Below are 22,176 nucleotides of genomic sequence, written 5' to 3' on the forward strand. Positions count from 1 at the left end.
TGGTTTGGAGGAACCCTCTTCCAAATCAGCTATATCTCATGAGCTAAAATAAGAACAATTAAGCTTTTGATAAAATTTGGTCTGTATCCACCCCATTTTATGTTATAAAGTTACATAATTTTTAAAAGTTTCTTTTTATCGATTGGGTTATTTGTTATGTCAGACAATACTTCTCCTGAAAAATCCCCATGGGGTTGGAAGGCCCTCATTATTGCCACAATTTTAAGTATTATTTTTCTGGCTGTTTTTTATTTAGCGATGCAGCATGAACCTGACTATATGCCAGGTAAGCAAAGACTCGCACGTGAAGCACAAGCCAGCAGTGCGCCAGTAGAACACCAGATGGACATGAGTGCCGAAGAACACAATATGACGGCTGAAGAACATGCTGCCATGACGGAGTCCTCAGCTTCTACAGCTCATCACGGTCATTAAGCAACAAAAAGCCATCTCTTAGAAGATGGCTTTTTTATGCCTGAAATTTAGGATTTTTAGCCCTATGCAAGCAAAGACATCTGCATATCGATATGCGGAATGCCACAATCTAAATAGGCTTCTCCACGGACTTGAAAGCCTAAAGTTTGGTAAAAAGACATGGCATGCACTTGAGAAGAAAGTTGCAGTAAAGGACGTTGTTGGATCCGCGCTTGCTGGATAATCTCTTGCATCAAAAGCTTGCCAATTCCTTGTCCACGATACGGTGCCAATACGGCTACACGACCAATACTGTGATTTGGCAATAAGCGTGCTGTCGCAATGGCCTGTTCCCCATCCAAGACTAAAAAATGCTGTGAAACCTCATCCTGTGCATCCCACTCATCTGCTGCAGCAATCTGCTGTTCCTGAATAAATACTTGCTCACGAATTGGTTTCGCTTCGGTCTGTAATTCAGCCCAAGTACCTGTACGCAGCTGTAATGTCATGTCGAATTCCTTTTGAATCTTGCTGCTTAGCACTTAGCCCCAATATCACGTTGATCCCATTGATTATTGAGCAATAATTCCAAGGAGTGTTTCTGAATGCCGTACATATTTTTTAAAGCCTCAATTTGCGCCAATACCGTAGCATCAGGTGCAACAAAATCGGCACGTTTGGTGGCTAAAATCATCTTATTTTTGCTGGTATGTTCTAAAGCAACAAATTCAAAAACCTTGGTTTCATAGCCATAGGCTTTTAACAGTAATGCGCGAATAGTATCTGTCAACATTTCTGCCTGTTGACCGGCGTGAATACCAAAGTGCAACATCGGCTTCAACACGTCTGGGCTTTTCAGTTGAGGACGCAGTTCTTTATGGCAGCACGGTGCACACATAATCATCTGTGCATTTAAGCGAATCCCCGTATGAATAGCGAAATCGGTTGCCACATCACAAGCATGCAGTGCAATCATCACATCTAAACGTTCAGGCTGATAGGTGCGGACATCGCCTTGAAAAAAATCCAGTTGGTTAAAGCCTGAAGCCTCTGCTACATGTTGACAGAACTGCACCATCTTTTCATTCAACTCCACGCCTGTTACAAATGGAACTTGCTGCTGCTTCGCCAAATAATCATATAAAGCAAAGGTCAAATAGCCTTTACCCGAACCAAAATCAACCACATGCAACGCCTGATCTTGATTTGGAAGTTGCGTCAAAGCCCCCGAAAAAATTTCCACGAATTTATTAATCTGTTTCCATTTACGCGCCATGCTGGGAATAATCTGACCTTGAGCATCGGTAATCCCCAAATGCTGCAAAAACACACTTTCTTGCTCCACAAAACGATGTTTGCTTCGATCATGCGCTTGAGTTGCCCGATCTTCATTTTTTGCCATCGCTGTTTTTTGAGTAATGGTCAGTAAATCTTTTTTCTTGTTGCGCTTGAGTTGTACATCTTGAGTCGATGCAAACAAATTGCCTTGCTTGCAACAGGCTAAATGCTCCGCAATGATTTGCATGGCATCTGAAACTGGGTAGTTTTTGGTGACATCTTGGGTTTTATGTCGATATAAAACATTCAAGACAGGTTGCTGTTGTAGCTCAATCAAGCGGAAAGTCATTTTTTCTAACTGTTGCATTTCCCCCTTGTATTGGCTCAGAATTAAACGCTCAAAACGTTGTGTATCAAATGCTTGCTGCACAGCATCGAGAAACTGTTGTTCCTGAACAGAAGGAGAAGTCGAGTCAGACATACAATAAACCTAATCAAATTTGCGACTAAATTTTAAAGCGTCTTACACGAAAAGCAAAATTGAATTACTATACAGTTGTATTTTTAATAAAAAGCAGCCGCTATGACCGCTCCCCATACGCAAGATTATCATCCAACCGAAGAGCAGTTTAATGTCTGGAGCCATGCGCTCGGCGTAATCCTTGCCTGTATCGGGACTATACTGTTGGTGATTAAAGGGGCATCTTTAAGTACGGGACAATGGATTGGTCTTTGGGTATATGGTTTTAGCATGATTCTGCTGTTTACAGGTTCCACCCTGTATCACATGGCGCAAACCTACGAAAAACGCTTTTGGCTGAAAAAACTCGATCACACCGCCATTTATTATTTAATTGCAGGGACTTATACCCCGTTTCTCTCGATTGCAATTCCAACCGAAAAAGCTCACAACTTACTGATTGCACTTTGGGTGATTGCCCTACTTGGAACACTATTCAAATTAATTTTCATTCATCGTTTCCAGAAAGTTTCGCTCATTGCCTACTTGGTTATGGGCTGGCTTGCGGTGTTATTAGTCAATGATATGCAACGTTATTTATCTTCCGATGCGCTCTTTTGGCTGGTTTTGGGGGGGCTGGCGTATACCGTCGGAGCATTGTTTTATGCCTTAAAACGGGTAAGATATACCCATGCGATCTGGCATGTATTTGTACTGATAGGCGCGGGATCACACTTCCTCGCGATCTATCTGTACGTGATTTAATCGGCTTCTCTCGCGTTTTAGTGACCCTAAAAGAGTAGATGTGAGTTCGATTTCCCGTTGTTTTTTTAAGAAATTACGCCTTTTTTAAAAAGATTACGCTTTTAAAACTAAGTTTTTTTAATTTTAGTAAGTGTAAGGTTATCCATGGCGTCATCAACTACAGCTACAACAGAAGTAGCAACAAATTCAAAATTTCGTGTACTCACAGCAAGCCTTGTGGGTACCACCATCGAGTTCTTCGATTTTTATATCTATGCCACGGCAGCGGTCATTATTTTTCCGCATCTGTTCTTCCCTGCAAGTACAGACCCAATGACCGCCACTATTCAGTCACTGGCGACCTTTGCCATTGCCTTTATTGCCCGCCCGATTGGTGCAGCTCTATTTGGTCATTTGGGAGATCGGATCGGTCGTAAAGCCACCTTGGTCGCAGCCTTACTTACTATGGGTATTTCCACAGTCTGTATTGGCTTATTACCCACTTATGCTCAAATTGGTATTGTAGCACCTTTACTGCTTGCACTTTGCCGTTTAGGTCAAGGACTTGGTTTAGGCGGTGAATGGTCGGGTGCCGTGTTATTGGCAACCGAAAATGCCCCTGAAGGCAAACGTGCATGGTATGGCATGTTCCCACAGTTGGGTGCACCAATCGGTTTTATCTTGGCAACAGGTTCATTCTTGACTCTCGGTGCATTCATGTCTGAACAGGACTTTATGCAATGGGGTTGGCGCATCCCATTTATTGCCAGTGCTATTTTGGTCATTGTGGGTTTATGGATTCGTCTCCAGCTACATGAAACACCGGCATTCCAAAAGGTACTCGACAAGCAAAAAGAAGTGAATGTACCTTTTAAAGAAGTCGTGACCAAACACTTACCAATGCTGGTTCTAGGTACTATTGCAGCGATTTGTACTTTTGTGGTGTTCTATCTAACGACCGTATTTGCGCTCAATTGGGGAACCACGAAACTTGGCTATTCACGTGCTGAATTCTTAGAATTACAATTGATTGCAACTCTTTGTTTTGCTGCTTTTATTCCACTGTCTGCGGTATTGGCGGAAAAATTTGGGCGGAAAACTACCTCAATTGCAGTCTGCGTACTTTCAGCCTTATTTGGTTTGGTTTTCTCAAGCATGCTCGAATCTGGCAACACCTTTGTCGTGTTCTTATTCTTGTGTACAGGTTTAGCCATTATGGGCTTAACTTATGGCCCCATTGGCACAGTCTTGTCTGAGATTTTCCCGACTTCTGTGCGCTATACAGGCTCGGCTTTGACCTTTAACTTGGCGGGTATTTTCGGTGCTTCTTTTGCACCACTGATTGCCACTAAACTGGCAACAACTTACGGATTATACGCGGTGGGTTATTACCTTACGGCGGCTTCCATTCTTTCATTGCTGGCATTCCTTGCCATTCGTGAAACTAAAAATGATGATGTAAATAATCAAGTTTAATCACAATTACACCCGATAAAATCTTAAAACGATGAAAAGCCCTCAAACCTTACAAAGTTTAAGGGCTTTTTTATGCGAATACCGAGATAACATCTAAAGCTTTGAATTAAACCAATTCAATAATATCGATGGTGGGCGGAACGCGAAATCGAAATGGAACACCGACCATTCCTGTGCCGACTGTCACAAACACATCTGCATGTTCATGGTTATACAGTCCTTTTTTATGTCCCAGAATAGAGACTTTTTTCATCACATAATCCGTTAACCACGGTAATTCGACCTGTCCACCATGGGTATGCCCCGACAACATCAAGGGACGATTCGGCAGTTTAGGCACCATATCCACTGTATCTGGGTTGTGAGAGAGAATTACCCAAGGCTTGTCTTGGGGTAAATCTGGCAGATAACGCATGTCTGCCTTGCCAGCCCACAAATCACCCACCCCAATTAAACGAAATTCTTCAAATTCAACAATCTGCCCTTCAATATCAATGACATCATTCTCACTGAGTGCATGACTCAATAAAGCCTGTATCGGCGGACCAGGATATTGCTCATCATGATTCCCATATACAGAATAAACGGGGGCTTGAATTTTTTTTAAGGGTGCCAATTCATCAGCCAAAGTATCTTCTGGTTCATAGGTCCAGTCCCCTGCTACCACCACCAAATCTGGCTGCTGCTGATTAATTTTCTCGACTATAATTTTTAGTTGTCGTTCATGTCCTGAAAACAAGCCGATATGTAAGTCAGCCACCAAGGCTATTTTCACTGGCTTTTGAATTCGGCTTCCAGCATCTAATTGATATCGTGTTGTTTTGACTTGAACACAATGTGGCTCTACAAAGCGAGCATAAAGTAAAACAATACTCAGTAAGAATACAAACCCTGCTTCGTGCAATGAGTAATAGCCACTCCAACCTGCATAAAGACTAAAGACTGCCAAAGGCCAGAGTAAATAAGACAAATAAAACGCGAGTAAATGCACAAATGCTTTAAATGGATGGATCGTTTCTGTATGCGACTGGCTATGCCATGCCTGTGCAATAGCCCAAAGTGCAATCAGCACGAAACTTCCATAAAAAATGTAAATCATTGAGTCTGTTGTCAATATCATTACTCACTATACCAATTACTAATTCTCTATTTTTATTTATCTTTTCATAGCTGACAATTATACTCAAACCAAATCTAGCGATTATAGTGTGATGAGTATAATGGACCCGAACAATCACGTTGTGCAGCGTCAGATGTCTGTCGTTAAAAAGAAGACCTCATCCAAGGCAGTAATTTTACTTTGTAGTAGTGTATTATTCGGTTTGCCTGCTTGCTCGACTCTCCCCCAATATACGCCACAACCCATCGTCAATTCATTTGATATTGACACTTCTCATACATCATTAGCCCAAATTATTGATCCACTCCGTGAACAAAATCCGAATTTAACCGGTTTTCATGTCCTGAATGATCCGCTAGAGGCTTTGGCTGCACGTATTCACCTTATTGAACGTGCCGAAAAAACGTTAGATTTACAATATTATATTTGGGACAACGATAAAATTGGTGCCATCGCTTTACATGCGATTATTCAGGCGGCTGATCGTGGCGTTAAAGTTCGCCTGCTGATTGATGACAATAATGCAGGCAAAATGGAAGGCATTTATTTAGCACTGGCACAGCACCGCAATATCGATGTCAAACTGTACAATCCTTATGGTTTCCGTAACTTCCGTGCGATGGATATCTTACTGGATTTAAAACGTGTCAATCGACGCATGCACAATAAAAGCTTTATTGCCGACAATCAGATTGCCCTGATTGGTGGACGCAATATGAGCAATCAATACTATAATGTCAGTGATCATTATCAGTTTTCTGATGTCGATGTCATGTTGGTCGGCACGGCAGCAGATGAAATTGCATCATCTTTCAATGAATACTGGAATGACACCTATGCCTATCCTGTCAACCAAATTGTTGATCCTCAAAAGTACACCTTGCGCTATGAAGGTTTGAAGCAACAAGTCACCGAACACTATGCCGATACTACGGTACAAAATTACCTCGATTTAGCCAATCGCTCACAAGCTTTTGAGCAATGGTTGGATCATAGTATTCAGTTTGACTGGGTCAAAGCCAAAGTCGTGAAAGATTCTCCCAACAAAACACGCGATAAAGCGGCACCAGAAGATTACTTAAATCACCAACTCATTTCATATTTAGAAACGCCGAACTCAAGTTTAGATATTGTTTCTGCTTATTTTGTCCCTGAAAAGAAAGGTGCCGATATGTTAGAAAAAATTTCGCAACAAGGGGTTCAGGTTCGGGTGTTAACCAATTCCTTTATTGCCAATGACGTGGCTTTGGTTCATGCCTTCTACGGAAAATATCGCCAAGACCTTTTAGAAAACGGCGTACAAATGTATGAGTTTCTGGCGGCCCCTGAACAAGAAAACTGGTATCGCAATACAGAAGAGCTTTCACAAAAAGCTAAAATTAGTTTAAGGGGACTCAGCCACTCTAGCTTACATGCGAAAATGTTGGCGATTGATGAAAGCCAAGTGTTTATTGGTTCTTTTAATTTTGATCCACGCTCGGCATATCTCAATACCGAGATTGGGGTGATTTTAAATAGCCCACCTTTGGCTAAAGCAGTACATCAAACCATGGACCAGAACTTGTCCAAATATGCCTATAAACTGGTTTTAGATGCCAATAATAAAATTAATTGGCAACTGACCCACCCCAATGGAAATATCAAAACGTACACGACAGAACCTAAAATGAAGTGGTGGCACAAAGCAGGAGTTAAGTTTATTTCTTGGTTACCTGTAGAAGGCTTTATGTAATACCCCTGTTTCCAACGGTGCTTAAACCAAAGCACGGTTGGACGTTGCGGGTACCGAATGTAACACTCGTTGATGTAACTGCACTAGAGCTACATTCATTTCACGTTGTACGGTTGCGGTTAAACTTTCAACCGTGTGCCCTGCGGTATCAATCATCGGTAAAGTTAACAAATGTGCCGTCACTTTCGGCATTTCCAACACATTTTTAATATGATCAATAAAGGTGACATCACCAATAAATGGCGCCACCATATCTAACTCACCCTGCTGATTCACATAACAAATTACACAGACCTGAACAGGTCGCTGCGCTTCAATTGCAGCCCCTAAAATTCGACCATGTACTTTTTTAATCCGTGTACCATCGGACGTGGTTGCTTCAGGAAAAAATAACACGGGAATATCTTGTTTAAGAAAGTTGGTAATCTGTTCGCGAATTTTGATTGAATCCCCCGAACCTCGTTTAATAAACAAAGTTCCGCCCGCTTTTGCCAACTTGCCAAACACAGGCCATTTTTCAATTTCAGCCTTGGCCAAAAAGAATACCCGTGCCCCAGAACCTAATACCGCAATATCCAGCCAAGAAATATGATTACTGACCCACAAGGCTGGTTCACGCGGAATCGTACCGTGTACTTCAACGTCAAGATTGAACACCTTGCATAATTGACGGCAAAAATACTGAACATAGCGAGTATTATTGGCATTGTTCGGGTCTTTATATAAACCATGACGGGCAACCAGATAAAATCCTTCCGAAACCACACCTAAGCCTGCACTGAGCTTTCGACCATACAAGAACAGCTTAGAAATTGGATTCAATGAAGACGTTTGAGCAGCTGAATTTTCTTTCATATATTTTGACTAACCAGCAAAACCTTGTGAGTATTTGATGAACTTTGCTTCATTCTATACTGTTCATTCTTTACATGCATTGATTATAAAAACCGAATATGGACATTACAAAATCCAATTTTAATTCAAATGAGAACTTCATTATGATGGTTTTATAAGCATTAAAATGAATAGGTGTAACATATGCGAACTCATACACCACCTCAAAAATCCAAGTCATCTCATCACTGGTTACATACACTACAAGTGGTCATCGGCTTTAGTATTCTGTATTTTGCTGCCATCATTCTGTTTGCAAAATTATTCGCTGCCACGTTATAAATCAACGAATCTCAAGCATCTCGGCCCTTTTTCCACTAGAATAGAATTTTAAAGTGGAGAAATGGCTGAGTGGCAAATTTTAAACGACATCAAGGTGGTGAACGCATTATTCTGGTTAGCGTTTCTGTGCAAATGCTGGAAAATCTTGATGCCGAAGAATTCAATTTGCTGGCTCAATCGGCTGGTGCTGAAATCTTGGCACATATCCACGCGCAGCGGATTAAACCCGATGCCAAACTTTTCATTGGCTCAGGTAAAGCCGAAGAAATTGCTGAACTGGTTGCAGAATATGAAGCCGACTTAGTCATTTTTGACCATGCATTAACGCCTGCACAAGCCCGTAATCTCGAATACATCCTCAAATGCCGAGTGGTCGATCGGAATGAATTAATTCTGGATATTTTCGCTCAGCGTGCGCGTACTTTTGAAGGTAAGCTACAAGTTGAATTGGCTCAATTACAACACTTATCCTCCCGTTTAATTCGCAGTCGTGGGACACTCGACAGTCAAAAAGGTGGGATCGGTTTACGTGGCCCTGGTGAAACCTTGCTCGAAACGGATCGTCGTCTATTAAAAATTCGCATGGGGCAACTCAAAGCCAAACTTGATAAAGTTCGACAAACTCGTCTGCAAGGTCGTGTTGCCCGCCAAAAAGCGGCTGTTCCAACGGTATCTTTAGTTGGCTATACCAATGCAGGCAAATCCACCCTCTTCAATGTTTTAGCCAGTAGCGATGTTTATGCGGCTGACCAACTGTTTGCAACCTTAGATCCAACCTTACGTCGACTTTCATGGGAAGGCATTGGCACTGTAGTTTTGGCTGATACCGTTGGTTTTGTACGGAATCTTTCTCATTCTTTAGTCGAATCATTTAAGGCCACCTTAGAAGAAACACTAGAAGCCACCTTGTTGCTTCATGTGATTGATTCAAGTAGTCCAGAAATGTTGGAACAAATTGAAGCCGTTGAAAAAGTCCTCAAAGAAATTGGGGCTGATGTTCCTGTACTTCGGGTCTACAACAAAATTGACCAAAGCGCTGAAGATGCAAAAATTGTGTACAGCCAGCCTAACTGTCCAGAACGTGTTTATGTCTCAGCCCATACAGGGCAAGGCATCGAGTTGTTACAACAAGCAGTGCATGAATGCTTGATGGGACAAATTCAAAACTTTGAACTGACACTCAAACCCGCTTATGGCAAATTCCGTACCCAACTTTATACGCTCAATGTGATTCAATCCGAACATTATGATGATGAAGGCAATCTACATCTGAACGTTAAAATTGCACCTGCAAAATTGGAACAACTGATTCGTCAGGCACATTTACCGCTTGATGAAATTCTCGGGGAGAAAGCAGCACTGTTCAAGAGAACGCTAGAGGAGTTTGAAATCAAACCCTAAATCGGTTAAAACGTGATAAGTAAAATTTTTTAATGTAATGACAAATCATGGATTGGGTAAAAACAATAGATTGGCCTGCATGGATGGGTACTCTGACGCTGATTGTGGGATTTCGTGAATTTTCCGTCTGGATCATGAGGCAATTCAACCATCCAGAATTGGGCAATTTAATTGGACTCATCAGCCTCCTGATACTGCTTTTAATCTGGCGCAAGTTCCGAAAAGTCCCTGCGCGTTTGGTCGATACCAACAACAAAATCATGAAAGAAAGTGCCTTTGCCTTTTTACCGATTAGTGCCGGTTCTTTATTGATGTTGGTCCATATGGGCAGTGAAATTCCGCTATTTGTCGTGGTTCTGGTGGTGAGTACCCTTATTCCACTCTGGATTTACGCCAAAATGGCAAAGCACTGGCTATAGGAAAAGCATATGTTCTCAATTCTGTCTGGGTTTCTCATTACACTTATTGCCTATCTATGTGCTAAACCAATTAATAAGAAAATTCCACAAATTCCCATGATCGTCATCGGCATGTTTTTTGTGATTGGTTTACTGTTTTTATTCGGCATTCCCTACGAATCCTATATGCAGCAAACCAATACCATCTTTAGTCATTTACTCGGCTATGTCACCGTGGCACTCGCCATTCCTTTAGCTGCCATGCGTTATGATGATTTGCCCCCTAAAGCCATTATCAGTATCTTGGTTTTTGCAAGCATCAGTGCAGTTGCTCTACCTATGGGTTTGGCCTATCTGTTGCATATGACTGATTCAACTATTATGGCGTTTGCGACCCGTGCCGTAACCACCCCGATTGCCATCAATATTGCGACTTTATTGCACGCACCAGTCACGCTAGTGATTCTAATTGTCATTTTATCGGGCGTGATTGGCGCAGCATTTTCTCCACTGATCTTACGCCATATTAATGATGAACGTGCCTCAGGACTGGCGCTAGGTCTTGCTGCGCATGCCATTGGCACAGCTCAGGCTTGGCAACGAGGGAGTGTTGCGGGTCGCTATGCCGCATTTGGCATGGCAGTAAATGCCGTTTTCACTGCAATTTGGCTGCCAACTTTCATACTTTACTTGCAAGATATGTGACTAACAGAACATTCCACAGGTTGTTTTGTACAGAAAACATCCCTAAGATAGATTTTGTTTAGTCGATTAAGTCAATAAAAAGGAATTTATGATGGGGAAAGCTAAATTTATCAGCGCACTTGTTTTATCTGCTTTTAGTAGCATGACTTTTGCGGAAGATATTTCAGGGACATGGAAAAACATTGATGATAAAACAGGATCATCTAAAGCCGTTTTAGAAATTCGTCAGGAATCAAATGGCACATACACAGCTAAAGTTGTGAAAGTGACCCCACGTCCGGGCTATACACCCAAAGATACATGTATTGATTGTCCAATCCCTTATACCAATAAGCCCATTTTAGGTATGGATGTGCTCAAAGGGTTAAAGCATGAAGAAGGTTTAAATTATTCGGGTGGTAAAATTATTGATCCACTTTCTGGCAAAATTTACAGTACCAAAGCCAAAATGAGTGCCAATGGCAAACGTTTAACCCTGCGTGGATATGTTGGAATCTCTGCACTCGGACGTAGCCAGACTTGGATTCGTCAAGAATAAAAAAACTAGCGTATTTAGCCGCCTTAAAGGCGGCTTTTTTATGTGCTCAAAGCTTATCTTTATGACAAATTGACTAGTAAGTTTATTGTTTTTAGTTGGTTTTATCGGGACAAACCAATAAGTTACCTAACATATCTGCGTAATTTATATAAATACGTCACTTTTACACGAATAGGGAATCAATGAAAAAAATCATCTCCTTGGGTATTTTAGTAGGGCTTTTCTCTGCAACATCGATCTCATTTGCACAAGATATTGTTGGCACTTGGCAACAAATTGATGATAAGTCTGGCTCACCAAAGGCAATTATTGAGATTCGGAAAGAATCAAACAATACCTATACGGGGAAAATCACCAAAATTACCCCTAGACCAGGCTATACCCCACGTGAGCGTTGTAACAATTGCCCTGCCCCATATACAAACCAGCCCATTTTAGGTATGGAAATCTTAAAGGGATTGAAATATGTAGAAGGCACGAGCAATTATGAAAAAGGACGTGTGATTGATCCTCTTTCCGGTAAATTTTACGATGCAAAAATGAAACTTAATCCGACTGGTAAGCGTCTATCTTTGCGCGCATATTTAGGTGTTTCAGCGTTAGGACGTAATCAAACTTGGTTAAGAATTGAATAAATCCTTATTCAAAGATGGATTGGGTGATTTTTAGCTCAATCCAGCATGACGTTAAAAAATCCTCGAAGCCACTAAGAATCAATAATAAATTTAACAAACTATACCATTCCCAGTTGAGCAGTTTTCTCATTGCCGTGCCAAAGAAACGTACCTCGCATATTCATTTACAAGGAGATAACAACGGAAAGCATTTCTAATGGATAGAAAAATGAAAAAATTGTCACTTCAATCGTTATTTTCGGTTCAATGATTATCTAACATTCTATTTTTGCTCAAGATAATACTGACGTTTGGCAACACATTGATGAGAAGTCAGGGAATACCCAAGCCACCATCGAAATTTGGAAAGAATCTAATAATACTTATTTGGGTCCTGTGATGGATTTAATCAAACAACCTGACTATTCTCCTCCACCCAACTGTCTGAATTACCCTACCCCGTATACCAATAAACCGCTTTTAGGAATGGCTGTCTTAAACGGACTAAAAAGCGTTGAGGGGACGTCTAGCTACAATCAAGATCGTGTGATTGATCCACTGAATGGTCAAATCTATGACGCCAAAATGAAACTTAACCCTTCTGGTAAGTGTTTATCCCTGCGCACCTATATTGGAGCTTCTATTTTGGGACGTAGCCAAATTTGGGGAAGCATCCAATAAAGTCAAGAAAAGCCACAATCTTGTGGCTTTCTTTTAATCTATAACGGGGTTGTCAACAGCAAAAATTTGGTGATCTTCCAAACGATACGCCAATAATTGATTGCCCCAAACACACCCACCATCTACATTTTGAATATGCGGATTAATCGTTCGACCTTGTAAAGCAGCCCAATGGCCAAAAATCACTTGATGGGTTTCAGTGGCTTTCGATTCAAACTCAAACCAAGGTTGAAATCCTTCAGGCATCGGATCTTCAAGCGCATCTTTAAAGCTAAATTCCAAACGACCTTCTGCATTGGTCAAGCGCATCCGCGTCAGATAATTGGTAATACAACGTAAGCGCGCATTTCCCTTTAACTCATCCGACCATACATCAGGATGCGTACCATACATTTCTTTTAAGAAGGCATCCATGATCGCAAATTCTTCATGACCAATAACGGCTTCCACTTCTTTCGCTAAAGCTGCGGTTTGTTCCGCTGTCCAGAGACATGGAATACCCGCATGCGTCAAAATAGTCTGTTCGTTCGGAAACAAGCAAAGCGGTTGCTTGCGTAACCAATCAATCAAATCATCACTATCAATAGCATCAATCACATCTCGGGTACGGTCTTTATCTTTCACTTGTTTCAAGCCGCGTGCACATGCCAAAAGTGTCAGGTCATGATTACCCAATACCGTCGCAGCAGAACCACGCTCTACCAGTTTTTTAATAAACCGCAATACACCAATCGAGTTTTCACCACGTGCGACCAAATCGCCTGCGAACCAGATAAAATCTTGATCGGGATCAAACTGAATGGACTTCAATAATGCCTTTAAGGCTTCGAAGCAGCCTTGCACATCGCCAATGACATAATTGTAACGCGCCATGGTTACACCATTTGATCGGCTAAAGCTACAAACTGAGCCAAGCTTAATGTTTCAGGACGTGCCATTGGATCAATACCCGCTTGTTCAAAACCATCTTCACGTAACATGCCTTTTATACTGTTGCGCAGAGTTTTACGACGCTGGGTAAAGACATGCGATACCAAACGCGCTAAAGCTTTTTCATCTTTGGCAATAATCGGTTTGGTTGCGTAAGGCTCCAAACGGAAAACAGCAGATGTCACTTTAGGTGGTGGATTGAATGAACCTGGTGGTACTTCAAACAAAAAAGTTGGCTTACAATAATATTGAATCATTACTGATAAACGCCCGTACTCTTTCGTATTTGGCGCTGCGGTAATACGGTCCACCACCTCTTTTTGCAACATGAAATGCATGTCTTTAACTTTGTCACCAAATTCCAAGAGGTGAAACAAAAGTGGGGTCGAGATGTTATACGGCAGGTTACCAACCACACGTAGCGGACGACCCTCTTCAAATAAATTAGTGAAATCGTATTTCAGTGCATCCGTTTCAATAATGGTTAAACGTTCAGGATGAGGTACACGCCCTGGCAGGCCTGCCGCCAAATCACGGTCTAGTTCAACCACGGTCAACGCATCACATTCGCCAATTAAGGGTGAAGTCAATGCCGCTAAACCAGGGCCAATTTCAACAATATTATCGCCAGTTCGCGGGTTCACTGAACGTACAATTTTCGCAATGACACGTTGATCATGCAAAAAGTTTTGACCAAACCGTTTACGAGCCTGATGCCCTTCTTGTTTCGGGTTAAGCGCATTAATTTGATACATAAAACATTTCCAACGTGAGATTGATTAAGTAAATCAGTGTCGAGCTAAATCTAAAGCCAAGTCTACAGCAACATTCAAGCTAGAACTTTTTGCCTGTCCTGTGCCTGCAAGGGAGAGTGCTGTGCCATGATCTACAGAAGTACGAATAAACGGCAAGCCCAAAGTAATATTGATGGCTTCACCAAAACCCTGTGATTTTAGCACAGGTAAACCTTGATCGTGATACATTGCCAAAACAGCATCGGCATCTTTCAAATTCTCCGGTGTAAACAAGGTGTCCGCGGGTAAACTCAAACTCAAATTGATCCCTTGAGCACGATAGCTTTCCAGCACGGGATTAATAATTTCAATTTCTTCCATGCCCAAATAACCACCTTCACCAGCATGAGGATTCAATCCACAAACCAATACTTTAGGGTTCGAAATTTTAAATTTAGTTTTTAAATCATGCAGTAAAATATCTATTACTTGATGTAAGCGCTCTTGAGTAATGGCATCTGGCACGGCTCTTAACGGCAAGTGTGTCGTCGCCAATGCGACACGTAAGGTTTTGGTTGCCAACATCATTACGACACGATCAACCCCAGCAAACTCTTGGTAATACTCAGTATGTCCACTAAAGTGGATACCTGCATCATTAATGACGGACTTTTGCACGGGTGCAGTCGCCACACCGACACTTTTCCCCGACATGGCGTACTCCGCCGAGCGACGAAGTTGCTCTAAAACATAAGCCGAATTTTGAGGGTTGAGCTCACCCAAAACGACCGTCTGATTTAAGGCAACATGCTCCACATAAAGTTGACCGATAAGCGATGAATTTTCTTGACCTGAATACTCAATCAGCTCAACAGAAATACCTAAGCATTCTGCACGTCCACGCAATAAATTGAGATCGCCAAGGACCACAATAGGACGCTCATCTATACGTCCTGCAAGACTCAAGCAAATATCTGGACCAATTCCAGCAGGTTCACCACTGGTGACATATAAAGGAAGCATAAGCAACTCAGAGAAAATGCGTGTCGCTCATTATACATCGTCTATTTCCAGATCGATGAATGACAAAACGCATATCTAAAACTTGTTTATTTCAATTCTAACTGCGCTTTTTTCAACTGACTGAAAAACCTTATCACGGAGCAAAGTTTTAAATCACAAAATTTAAGAATAAACAATATATTGTATAAAACACAAAGTATTCAAATGCTATCAGTAGCCTGTATTTCAAAGACTAAAACCCTTTCATTCTTTTTTGTTCTTATCCACATGCAAGCCTCAGCATACCCGCCATGACCATATTCGTATTTTTTAAAAAGAATAAACTTTGATCTCTTCCTTTATATGGGGAAATACCTTAGAATACGGCTCTTGAAATTTTATATTTTCATTTGTGATTCTTAACGTATTCGTTTAGAATCGCGTCTCCTTTTGTTTGGACAGATTCCATAGTCCAAACCAACTATAATAGGTAGTGGTTTAATGAAAACTCTCAGCGCTAAGCCTGCTGAAGTTCAACACGACTGGTACGTTGTTGATGCTTCTGGCAAAACTTTAGGTCGCCTTGCGACTGAAATCGCTCGTCGTCTACGTGGTAAGCACAAGACTTCTTATACTCCTCACGTTGACACTGGCGATTATATCGTTGTAATCAATGCTGAAGAAATTCAAGTGACTGGTAAAAAAGCACTTGATAAAAAATACTATCGCCACACTGGCTTCCCTGGTGGTATCCGTGAGACTAACTTTGAAAAGTTAATCGCTCACAAACCTGAAGCAGTTTTAGAAAAAGCTGTTAAAGGTATGTTACCAAAAGGTCCTCTTGGTTATGCAATGATCAAGAAAATGAAAGTGTATGCAGGTACAGAGCATCCACACGCTGCTCAACAGCCACAAGTTTTGGACATCTAAGGGATACAGCACATGGCTACTAATTATGGTACAGGTCGCCGTAAGACCGCAACTGCACGTGTTTTCTTGTCAGCTGGTACAGGCAAGCTCGTAATTAACAACCGTACTCTTGAGCAATACTTCGGTCGTGAAACTGCTCGTATGGTTGTTCGTCAACCTTTAGAGCTTCTTGACGTTACTGAAAAGTATGACCTTTACATCACTGTTGCTGGTGGTGGTATCGGCGGTCAAGCTGGCGCTATCCGTCACGGTATTACTCGTGCGTTGATCGCTTCTGACGAAACTTTAAAACCTGCTCTTCGTCAAGCTGGTTTCGTTACTCGTGATGCTCGTGAAGTTGAACGTAAGAAACTTGGTTTACGTAAAGCTCGTAAACGTCCTCAATTCTCTAAACGTTAATTCGTTTACCGAATCGGACAAAAAACCTCGGATTTTCCGAGGTTTTTTTATATCTGAAGTACAGCTATTCTGGCTTAGAACAAAACATCTGTGCATCACATCTGACAATGATGCTCTGCCCATCTACATTATAGACCTTAAAAAATTAATGGTCTTTTAAGAGCAATTCCCCCCTTTACACTCTTCGAACTCTATAGCTTTTAATCCCTGCATCTGACAGTTCAATCAACTCTGTGACCACAATCTCCTACACCATCTCTAACATCGCATCAGCCACCTAAACCGACGCCAAATCCATACTTCCTACAAAGTGCGATTATTTTCATTTGCTTTTCTCTCTTCGGGTTTATTTAAGAATAAATCTGTTCATAAGCAGCATATTATTCAGCATGGCGTGATTTCCGACGCTAATTTTAGTATTCTATATGATCAATCAAAATTTTTGAGACTTATGTCTTTAGAAAATCCTGCAACTCCCATTCAGGGAATTACACTTTATAGTCACGCTGATGATTTTCGCTCGCATTGGATTCGTTATGTGCTTGCCGAAAAGCAAATTAAATATAATCTCATCTTGCTGGATTACGACGATGAAGATCTGGCGAGCCTGAACCCTTATCATCAACTTCCAATGTTGATTGAAAATGATCTGAAATTATTTAACACCAATATCATTTCAGAATATTTAGATGATCGCTATCGTCAAACTAAACTGTATGCTGATGCTCCAGCACCACGTGCCGAACAGCGTCAATATATTTGGCGTTTTGAACAAGATTGGTTGAAATTAGCTGATATCATGCTTCGTCATCCAGACAGCCTTAATAAAAATGATAGCGCTAAAGCACAGAAGCGATTAAGAGATACGCTGATTTCTCTTACGCCATTATTTCAACATTATCCTTATTTCATGTCAGATAACTTTACAATTTTAGATTGTATGCTAGCACCCATTTTCTTACGCTTAAATTCTATGGGAATAGAATTACCGCATAAATTATGTCGCCCAATCCTCTTATACTGTCAACGTATTTTCCAACGCCCTGCATTTATCAAATCCTTGACCTTGCAGGAAAAAAATCGTTATAGCCAGTTTTTATCTTCACCATCGAGTAAACCATAATGTCTGAACAGGAAACCAACGTATCTCCTACCCGTCCCTATTTGGCCCGTGCTATTTATGAATGGATTTGTGATAACAATCTCACCCCATACTTATTGGTCGATGCCACACAACCAAACACGATGGTACCTGAACAATTCATTCAAGATGGGCAAATCGTCCTCAACATCGTACCGCATGCAGTACACCAACTGCATATGAGTAACGATGCCATTACCTTCTCTGCACGTTTTGGTGGTGTATCTCGTGATATTTATGTGCCACTATATGCAGTATTAGGTATCTATGCACGTGAAAATGGGCAAGGCTTATTTTTTGATCCAAATGAATATGAAAATGTTCAAATTCAGCAAGATGATTTAAAATCAGAACCTAAACAAAACCAAGAACAACCCAAGAAAAAGCCAAGCTTGAGGTTATTAGATTAGAACAAGAGGAAGTTATAATGGCTTTTGACTTAGTACAATATTTTGCAGAGCAAATTCACATTCAAAAGCCAGAGCTTCTGAATCAATATCAGTCTAGTGAGCGTAAAGCACATTTGGCAGAAATCAATACACTCAGTCTTGCCAAACTGATTAGCTTATGGCGTACAGATGAAAATAAACTCTATCAAGAAATTCAGTCACAAGAACAACTTTATATTATTGATATTGCTCGTCACCTCACCACTTCAGAGCAGAATTACTCCACTTTAAAGAAAGCTGAATTTGAACATACGATTACAGAAATCTTGTCTTTACAGTTAACTGAATTAAAACAATTAGATGATACAGGTCATTATGGCATTAAAGGCTTACGTGAACTGATTACAGGACAAGTCGAACATTTATCTGGGCAAGCAACTGACTGGGTTTGGTCAATAAGTGAGCTAATAGAGCTCAAAGGATCTAAACCGATGCCCGAAGAAGAGCTATCATTAGAGGAAACTATGAAGGAGTTTAATCAAATGGTTCATCAGAACAATGTTGCAGAGCATCATGAACAAGTAACTGAAGTTGAAAAAACTGTGGTTCCAACTTGGGCTAAAATTTTAGAACCAGTTGTCGCTTTAGCCATTTTATGGGTCCTTTATTCTGCAGCAACTCAGATGTTTGCATAAAATACGATCAGAGAGTGTGGTTGAATCATGACTGCACTCTCTTTTTTATATAAAAATAATAAGTTAGTCTCAATTATCTATCAGTTTATTTGATTAATCTTCTTTTACTTTTGATCCCTTGATAAGATTTATATATTGTTACAATTATATTATGGCCATAATATGATATCCAAATATATATTTTTTACTATTCTCATCTTGGTTATGTGATATAAATCACATTAATCCTGAGTAAAACAATCTGAAATTTACTAAAATTCTCATTCGACTTTAGTCCTAAAAATAATTTCTGTTGATAATATTTCAGTGCCATTCATATAATCAAATGGATTTGATACCAAGTTAAATCAATCCTAAAAATCTAAAAACATAAGAGAATCAATATGGCTAGAGTATCATTAGAAGCATTATCAGAAATTGATGGTTTCCATGCAGCTGCATTAGTTGATGGGGAAAGCGGTTTGGCTTTAGCAACACAAGGGGGTGGTGACATCGATCTGGAATTAGCAGCAGCAGGAAATACTGAAGTTATACGCTCAAAACGTCGTGTTGCAAATGCACTGAATCTGAACGATTCAATTGAAGATATTTTAATCACCCTCGGTAAACAATATCACCTGATTCGCCCATTAGAAGGCAATGAAAAACTGTTTTTATACCTTGTATTAGAACGTTCTAAAGCAAACCTTGCAATGGCACGACATGAACTTAAAAGTTATGAAAAGGGTTTAGATTTTTCATAATTCATTCTCCCCCCTTTTCTGAATTGTACAAAAAGGGGGAGTTTTAGAATTAACATTTTAACTTGTTAGATATGCAGAGATAGTATGACAGAGCAATATCTTAATATTGCGATAACTGGTTTAAGTATTCATCATTCTGAAGAACTCAAAACCCAGCTACGTAATCTCATTCCACAAGAATATAAAATTAAATGGAGTACAGCAGCAGATCCCACTATCGATTGCTTATTCATCCATGAAAATTTTTATGAAACTGACGGCATTCAAAAAATAATCCAAAGCCGTAATTTTCCTTGGTTAAAAATAACCAAGAATAATAACAATCAGAATATCATTCAAGAAAATACATTATCACTACCGATCATTAATCCACAGAATTTTTCTGATTGGATTTTACAACATCTACTCAAGGCCTCATTAGAAAACTCAAATGAGCATATCTTTGAAATAAATCCAAAGAAAACACCTTATAAACTCGAATATTTCAGCAAGATGCTCGACAAAGAGCACAACTCAAAACTACATCTTTTCGATACTTTAGGCACAATTGCTATTATCGATGTCAAAAAAAATATTGCTTGGCTCAATACAGAACGAGAACAGGCTTTTACAGATTCTGGTTTTGGCTATGACATTGCCAGTACTAGCAGCTTTATGAAAGTTTCAAGAAAACAGACTTATCTTTTAAATGACTGGTTATGGCAATTCTTTTGGGATTCTCCTTTATTTTTAAAAGAAATTGCACCAGAAGATGGCCATTTTAAGATTCATATGTGGCCAAAACCCTCTCAACACCTAGATCGAAAAGTTATATTCCAACTTTCTAGTTGTTTTATTCAAGGAGGGAAAGTTTCAAAAATTGCAACTCAATTAAATATTCCTTTAGAAACAGTTCAAAGATTCATAGCTGCCAATATTGCAGCAAATAATCTTTCCCGAATCAATATTTGGGATAAACACTTTAATCCACCAGAGACTCCCGTCACGACTGAAGACTCAGGACTTATTAAAAGTTTCTTTGGAAAATTAAGAAAAAAATTGGGCATATAGGAAAATATTATGATTTTACAACGGTTCAAAATTGTTTTTGCTGGAGGTATGGGAGCTGGTAAAACTGAAGCCATTAAATCATTATCAGAAATTCCAGTGTTGCAAACTGAAGCTTTTAATACGGATTCTCAACGCCATAGTAAAATGGAAACGACGGTGGGTATTGATTATGGAGAAATCACCCTAGATGACAATGTCACTATCGGACTCTATGGAACACCTGGGCAGAGTCGTTTTGACTTTATCTGGTCAGCGATTACTAAAGGCGCAATCGGTGCAATAATTCTTATCGACCATCATTCTGACAATCCTATTCAGGAACTCGAAAGCTATTTAGAAACCTTCCAAAACTTTACCGATAATATCTCGATTGGCATTACCCACACCGATCTTATCACTGAAAATTCAAAATCTACAGGGATTTATAAAGATTGGTTATTACAAAATGACTTGTTTTCACCATTATATTTTATTGATGCACGTAAGAAAGAAGATGTACTCTTATTATTAGAGGCGTTAATCACATCCATTGAAATTAACTCCAATATTGCCAATTAATTTGAATAGAGGTTTGATATGTTTACTCTAGAGCAAAGCCGTACGGCACCCAAAGAGTTAATTCAATTCGCCAAAGATGAAATTCACGGCTTACTGATGAATGTCCGTGGTGTCAATTATGTGATGCTTTGTAGCACTGATGGCTTTGAACTGGCTCATGTCCATAAAAAGGACGGTTACAATAGCACAAAGCTTGCAGCCGTGAGCAGCTCAATCCTAGCAATGGTCGCAGCATTTATGAATGAAATTCATTTGGAAGGCTGTCAATCCATCACCTTAGATGCTGAAAATGGCAAAGCTATTCTCACCTCTATTACATCAAACAAGCATCCAATGATTATTGTGACTCTTGCTGAAAAAGATGTGCTACTAGGACAGCTCCTTTATGCCTTAAAAACTTCCAGCAATCGTATTTCAGATTTTTAACCGTTGATTTAGAAAAACACTGAAGAAATAGCCTTACAGTTACAAGTAGCAGCTTTAAGGTTATTTATAATAATCTTCATGCAATAACAAGTGAATTTAAAAATCCAAAGTGTTCTCATCATTATTTTATATGTCAAACCTACATTTTTAAGCTTCTCATTAATTATGATTATCTCAAAATAACGATAAAACCCTCTAATCTTATTATTCTCCCTCCAATAAAGTATTATCTATTAAAGAAGCTTTAATGAAGTATTTTTTTAAAGATGCAATAAAAAACACCCCCTAACGTTGGTTAGGGGGTGTTTGAATTAATGAGCTGGCGATGACTTACTCTCACATGGGTAACCCCACACTACCATCAGCGCTAAGAGGTTTCACTTCTGAGTTCGGGAAGGGATCAGGTGGTTCACTCTTGCTATTGTCGCCAGCACAACTGTTT

At 40.1% G+C, this 22,176-nt stretch carries 27 protein-coding genes and 1 rRNA gene; 20 read left to right on the forward strand and 8 right to left on the reverse strand.

Annotation, left to right across the window (positions count from 1 at the left end):
* Positions 1-156: 156 nt before the first annotated feature.
* Complete coding sequence (locus E0H94_RS12690) at positions 157-435, forward strand: hypothetical protein (RefSeq protein ID WP_131326855.1); 279 nt, start codon at positions 157-159, stop codon at positions 433-435.
* A 62-nt stretch (positions 436-497) separates the two neighbouring features.
* On the opposite strand, the gene E0H94_RS12695 is transcribed toward E0H94_RS12690, so the two are convergent.
* Together E0H94_RS12695 and E0H94_RS12700 are read right to left on the reverse strand one after the other, a co-directional pair.
* Positions 498-923, reverse strand: a complete 426-nt coding sequence (locus E0H94_RS12695; protein WP_131326856.1) for a GNAT family N-acetyltransferase — start codon at positions 921-923, stop codon at positions 498-500.
* 26 nt (positions 924-949) lie between these two features.
* A complete protein-coding gene (locus tag E0H94_RS12700; RefSeq protein WP_131326857.1) occupies positions 950-2,173 on the reverse strand; it encodes a class I SAM-dependent methyltransferase in 1,224 nt (407 codons plus the stop codon).
* Between the two features lie 102 nt (positions 2,174-2,275).
* Between E0H94_RS12700 and trhA the strand changes: the two genes are divergently transcribed.
* Both trhA and E0H94_RS12710 read left to right on the forward strand, forming a co-directional pair.
* Positions 2,276-2,917, forward strand: a complete 642-nt coding sequence (gene trhA / locus E0H94_RS12705; protein WP_131326858.1) for a PAQR family membrane homeostasis protein TrhA — start codon at positions 2,276-2,278, stop codon at positions 2,915-2,917.
* A gap of 144 nt (positions 2,918-3,061) precedes the next feature.
* On the forward strand, positions 3,062-4,372 hold the full coding sequence (locus E0H94_RS12710; RefSeq protein WP_131326859.1) for an MFS transporter: 1,311 nt from the start codon (positions 3,062-3,064) through the stop codon (positions 4,370-4,372).
* Between the two features lie 106 nt (positions 4,373-4,478).
* Here E0H94_RS12710 and E0H94_RS12715 read toward each other — a convergent pair whose 3' ends face one another.
* Positions 4,479-5,492, reverse strand: coding sequence for a metallophosphoesterase (locus tag E0H94_RS12715; protein WP_413773015.1), 1,014 nt, complete (start codon positions 5,490-5,492; stop codon positions 4,479-4,481).
* A gap of 133 nt (positions 5,493-5,625) precedes the next feature.
* Here E0H94_RS12715 and E0H94_RS12720 point away from each other — a divergent pair, with 133 nt between their 5' ends.
* The gene (locus E0H94_RS12720) at positions 5,626-7,224 is read left to right on the forward strand and encodes a phospholipase D family protein (protein WP_171462073.1); all 1,599 of its coding nucleotides are present in this window, start codon (positions 5,626-5,628) and stop codon (positions 7,222-7,224) included.
* A 21-nt stretch (positions 7,225-7,245) separates the two neighbouring features.
* Here E0H94_RS12720 and E0H94_RS12725 read toward each other — a convergent pair whose 3' ends face one another.
* On the reverse strand, positions 7,246-8,079 hold the full coding sequence (locus E0H94_RS12725; protein ID WP_131326861.1) for a lysophospholipid acyltransferase family protein: 834 nt from the start codon (positions 8,077-8,079) through the stop codon (positions 7,246-7,248).
* A gap of 183 nt (positions 8,080-8,262) precedes the next feature.
* Here E0H94_RS12725 and E0H94_RS18500 point away from each other — a divergent pair, with 183 nt between their 5' ends.
* From E0H94_RS18500 to E0H94_RS12755, 7 genes are all read left to right on the forward strand, one after another.
* On the forward strand, positions 8,263-8,400 hold the full coding sequence (locus E0H94_RS18500; protein ID WP_154653755.1) for a hypothetical protein: 138 nt from the start codon (positions 8,263-8,265) through the stop codon (positions 8,398-8,400).
* Positions 8,401-8,469: 69 nt separating this feature from the next.
* Positions 8,470-9,801 (forward strand): ribosome rescue GTPase HflX, encoded by a 1,332-nt coding sequence (hflX, locus tag E0H94_RS12730; RefSeq protein WP_131326862.1) that lies wholly within the window; start codon positions 8,470-8,472, stop codon positions 9,799-9,801.
* A 47-nt stretch (positions 9,802-9,848) separates the two neighbouring features.
* Positions 9,849-10,220, forward strand: coding sequence for a hypothetical protein (locus E0H94_RS12735; protein WP_131326863.1), 372 nt, complete (start codon positions 9,849-9,851; stop codon positions 10,218-10,220).
* Between the two features lie 9 nt (positions 10,221-10,229).
* Complete coding sequence (locus tag E0H94_RS12740) at positions 10,230-10,904, forward strand: LrgB family protein (protein ID WP_131326864.1); 675 nt, start codon at positions 10,230-10,232, stop codon at positions 10,902-10,904.
* A gap of 91 nt (positions 10,905-10,995) precedes the next feature.
* The gene (locus E0H94_RS12745) at positions 10,996-11,442 is read left to right on the forward strand and encodes a DUF2147 domain-containing protein (RefSeq protein ID WP_131326881.1); all 447 of its coding nucleotides are present in this window, start codon (positions 10,996-10,998) and stop codon (positions 11,440-11,442) included.
* Between the two features lie 182 nt (positions 11,443-11,624).
* Positions 11,625-12,077 (forward strand): DUF2147 domain-containing protein, encoded by a 453-nt coding sequence (locus E0H94_RS12750; RefSeq protein WP_131326865.1) that lies wholly within the window; start codon positions 11,625-11,627, stop codon positions 12,075-12,077.
* A gap of 300 nt (positions 12,078-12,377) precedes the next feature.
* Positions 12,378-12,737, forward strand: a complete 360-nt coding sequence (locus tag E0H94_RS12755) for a DUF2147 domain-containing protein (RefSeq protein WP_413773018.1) — start codon at positions 12,378-12,380, stop codon at positions 12,735-12,737.
* A gap of 33 nt (positions 12,738-12,770) precedes the next feature.
* Here the strand turns inward: E0H94_RS12755 and E0H94_RS12760 are convergent, their stop codons facing one another.
* The 3 genes from E0H94_RS12760 to pdxA are packed head-to-tail and all read right to left on the reverse strand — an operon-like array spanning position 12,771 to position 15,424.
* Positions 12,771-13,610 carry a symmetrical bis(5'-nucleosyl)-tetraphosphatase gene (locus tag E0H94_RS12760; protein WP_131326867.1) on the reverse strand — a complete coding sequence of 280 codons (840 nt, stop codon included), beginning with the start codon at positions 13,608-13,610 and terminating at the stop codon, positions 12,771-12,773.
* Between the two features lie 2 nt (positions 13,611-13,612).
* Entirely contained in the window at positions 13,613-14,422 is an 810-nt protein-coding gene (gene rsmA / locus E0H94_RS12765) for a 16S rRNA (adenine(1518)-N(6)/adenine(1519)-N(6))-dimethyltransferase RsmA (protein ID WP_131326868.1), read from the reverse strand.
* Between the two features lie 33 nt (positions 14,423-14,455).
* Positions 14,456-15,424 carry a 4-hydroxythreonine-4-phosphate dehydrogenase PdxA gene (gene pdxA, locus E0H94_RS12770; protein WP_131326869.1) on the reverse strand — a complete coding sequence of 323 codons (969 nt, stop codon included), beginning with the start codon at positions 15,422-15,424 and terminating at the stop codon, positions 14,456-14,458.
* A 480-nt stretch (positions 15,425-15,904) separates the two neighbouring features.
* Here pdxA and rplM point away from each other — a divergent pair, with 480 nt between their 5' ends.
* The 9 genes from rplM (at position 15,905) to E0H94_RS12815 (ending at position 21,734) form a co-directional block, all read left to right on the forward strand.
* Positions 15,905-16,333 carry a 50S ribosomal protein L13 gene (gene rplM, locus E0H94_RS12775; RefSeq protein ID WP_004695096.1) on the forward strand — a complete coding sequence of 143 codons (429 nt, stop codon included), beginning with the start codon at positions 15,905-15,907 and terminating at the stop codon, positions 16,331-16,333.
* Positions 16,334-16,345: 12 nt separating this feature from the next.
* Positions 16,346-16,732, forward strand: coding sequence for a 30S ribosomal protein S9 (gene rpsI, locus E0H94_RS12780; RefSeq protein ID WP_004829853.1), 387 nt, complete (start codon positions 16,346-16,348; stop codon positions 16,730-16,732).
* 451 nt (positions 16,733-17,183) lie between these two features.
* The gene (locus E0H94_RS12785; RefSeq protein WP_131326870.1) at positions 17,184-17,855 is read left to right on the forward strand and encodes a glutathione S-transferase N-terminal domain-containing protein; all 672 of its coding nucleotides are present in this window, start codon (positions 17,184-17,186) and stop codon (positions 17,853-17,855) included.
* Positions 17,855-18,283, forward strand: coding sequence for a ClpXP protease specificity-enhancing factor (locus tag E0H94_RS12790; protein ID WP_131326871.1), 429 nt, complete (start codon positions 17,855-17,857; stop codon positions 18,281-18,283). Before E0H94_RS12785 ends, E0H94_RS12790 begins: the two co-directional genes overlap by 1 nt.
* Positions 18,284-18,300: 17 nt before the next feature.
* Positions 18,301-18,957, forward strand: a complete 657-nt coding sequence (locus tag E0H94_RS12795; protein WP_131326872.1) for a hypothetical protein — start codon at positions 18,301-18,303, stop codon at positions 18,955-18,957.
* Positions 18,958-19,340: 383 nt separating this feature from the next.
* The gene (locus tag E0H94_RS12800) at positions 19,341-19,700 is read left to right on the forward strand and encodes a roadblock/LC7 domain-containing protein (RefSeq protein WP_131326873.1); all 360 of its coding nucleotides are present in this window, start codon (positions 19,341-19,343) and stop codon (positions 19,698-19,700) included.
* Positions 19,701-19,784: 84 nt separating this feature from the next.
* The gene (locus E0H94_RS12805; protein WP_131326874.1) at positions 19,785-20,750 is read left to right on the forward strand and encodes a hypothetical protein; all 966 of its coding nucleotides are present in this window, start codon (positions 19,785-19,787) and stop codon (positions 20,748-20,750) included.
* Positions 20,751-20,759: 9 nt separating this feature from the next.
* Entirely contained in the window at positions 20,760-21,308 is a 549-nt protein-coding gene (locus E0H94_RS12810) for a GTP-binding protein (protein WP_131326875.1), read from the forward strand.
* An 18-nt stretch (positions 21,309-21,326) separates the two neighbouring features.
* Positions 21,327-21,734 carry a roadblock/LC7 domain-containing protein gene (locus E0H94_RS12815; RefSeq protein WP_131326876.1) on the forward strand — a complete coding sequence of 136 codons (408 nt, stop codon included), beginning with the start codon at positions 21,327-21,329 and terminating at the stop codon, positions 21,732-21,734.
* Between the two features lie 317 nt (positions 21,735-22,051).
* Here the strand turns inward: E0H94_RS12815 and rrf are convergent.
* Positions 22,052-22,166, reverse strand: a 5S ribosomal RNA gene (gene rrf / locus E0H94_RS12820).
* Positions 22,167-22,176 lie beyond the last annotated feature (10 nt).

Source organism: Acinetobacter sp. ANC 4173 (assembly GCF_004331255.1).
Taxonomy (GTDB): Bacteria; Pseudomonadota; Gammaproteobacteria; order Pseudomonadales; family Moraxellaceae; genus Acinetobacter.

Bases quoted from the DNA above. Each gene is read 5' to 3' on its own strand.
- E0H94_RS12690 (WP_131326855.1), top strand. From the start codon at position 157: ATGTCAGACAATACTTCTCCTGAAAAATCCCCATGGGGTTGGAAGGCC.
- E0H94_RS12695 (WP_131326856.1), bottom strand. From the start codon at position 923: ATGACATTACAGCTGCGTACAGGTACTTGGGCTGAATTACAGACCGAA.
- E0H94_RS12700 (WP_131326857.1), bottom strand. From the start codon at position 2,173: ATGTCTGACTCGACTTCTCCTTCTGTTCAGGAACAACAGTTTCTCGAT.
- trhA (WP_131326858.1), top strand. From the start codon at position 2,276: ATGACCGCTCCCCATACGCAAGATTATCATCCAACCGAAGAGCAGTTT.
- E0H94_RS12710 (WP_131326859.1), top strand. From the start codon at position 3,062: ATGGCGTCATCAACTACAGCTACAACAGAAGTAGCAACAAATTCAAAA.
- E0H94_RS12715 (WP_413773015.1), bottom strand. From the start codon at position 5,492: ATGATATTGACAACAGACTCAATGATTTACATTTTTTATGGAAGTTTC.
- E0H94_RS12720 (WP_171462073.1), top strand. From the start codon at position 5,626: ATGTCTGTCGTTAAAAAGAAGACCTCATCCAAGGCAGTAATTTTACTT.
- E0H94_RS12725 (WP_131326861.1), bottom strand. From the start codon at position 8,079: ATGAAAGAAAATTCAGCTGCTCAAACGTCTTCATTGAATCCAATTTCT.
- E0H94_RS18500 (WP_154653755.1), top strand. From the start codon at position 8,263: ATGCGAACTCATACACCACCTCAAAAATCCAAGTCATCTCATCACTGG.
- E0H94_RS12735 (WP_131326863.1), top strand. From the start codon at position 9,849: ATGGATTGGGTAAAAACAATAGATTGGCCTGCATGGATGGGTACTCTG.
- E0H94_RS12740 (WP_131326864.1), top strand. From the start codon at position 10,230: ATGTTCTCAATTCTGTCTGGGTTTCTCATTACACTTATTGCCTATCTA.
- E0H94_RS12745 (WP_131326881.1), top strand. From the start codon at position 10,996: ATGGGGAAAGCTAAATTTATCAGCGCACTTGTTTTATCTGCTTTTAGT.
- E0H94_RS12750 (WP_131326865.1), top strand. From the start codon at position 11,625: ATGAAAAAAATCATCTCCTTGGGTATTTTAGTAGGGCTTTTCTCTGCA.
- E0H94_RS12760 (WP_131326867.1), bottom strand. From the start codon at position 13,610: ATGGCGCGTTACAATTATGTCATTGGCGATGTGCAAGGCTGCTTCGAA.
- rsmA (WP_131326868.1), bottom strand. From the start codon at position 14,422: ATGTATCAAATTAATGCGCTTAACCCGAAACAAGAAGGGCATCAGGCT.
- pdxA (WP_131326869.1), bottom strand. From the start codon at position 15,424: ATGCTTCCTTTATATGTCACCAGTGGTGAACCTGCTGGAATTGGTCCA.
- rplM (WP_004695096.1), top strand. From the start codon at position 15,905: ATGAAAACTCTCAGCGCTAAGCCTGCTGAAGTTCAACACGACTGGTAC.
- rpsI (WP_004829853.1), top strand. From the start codon at position 16,346: ATGGCTACTAATTATGGTACAGGTCGCCGTAAGACCGCAACTGCACGT.
- E0H94_RS12785 (WP_131326870.1), top strand. From the start codon at position 17,184: ATGTCTTTAGAAAATCCTGCAACTCCCATTCAGGGAATTACACTTTAT.
- E0H94_RS12790 (WP_131326871.1), top strand. From the start codon at position 17,855: ATGTCTGAACAGGAAACCAACGTATCTCCTACCCGTCCCTATTTGGCC.
- E0H94_RS12795 (WP_131326872.1), top strand. From the start codon at position 18,301: ATGGCTTTTGACTTAGTACAATATTTTGCAGAGCAAATTCACATTCAA.
- E0H94_RS12800 (WP_131326873.1), top strand. From the start codon at position 19,341: ATGGCTAGAGTATCATTAGAAGCATTATCAGAAATTGATGGTTTCCAT.
- E0H94_RS12805 (WP_131326874.1), top strand. From the start codon at position 19,785: ATGACAGAGCAATATCTTAATATTGCGATAACTGGTTTAAGTATTCAT.
- E0H94_RS12810 (WP_131326875.1), top strand. From the start codon at position 20,760: ATGATTTTACAACGGTTCAAAATTGTTTTTGCTGGAGGTATGGGAGCT.
- E0H94_RS12815 (WP_131326876.1), top strand. From the start codon at position 21,327: ATGTTTACTCTAGAGCAAAGCCGTACGGCACCCAAAGAGTTAATTCAA.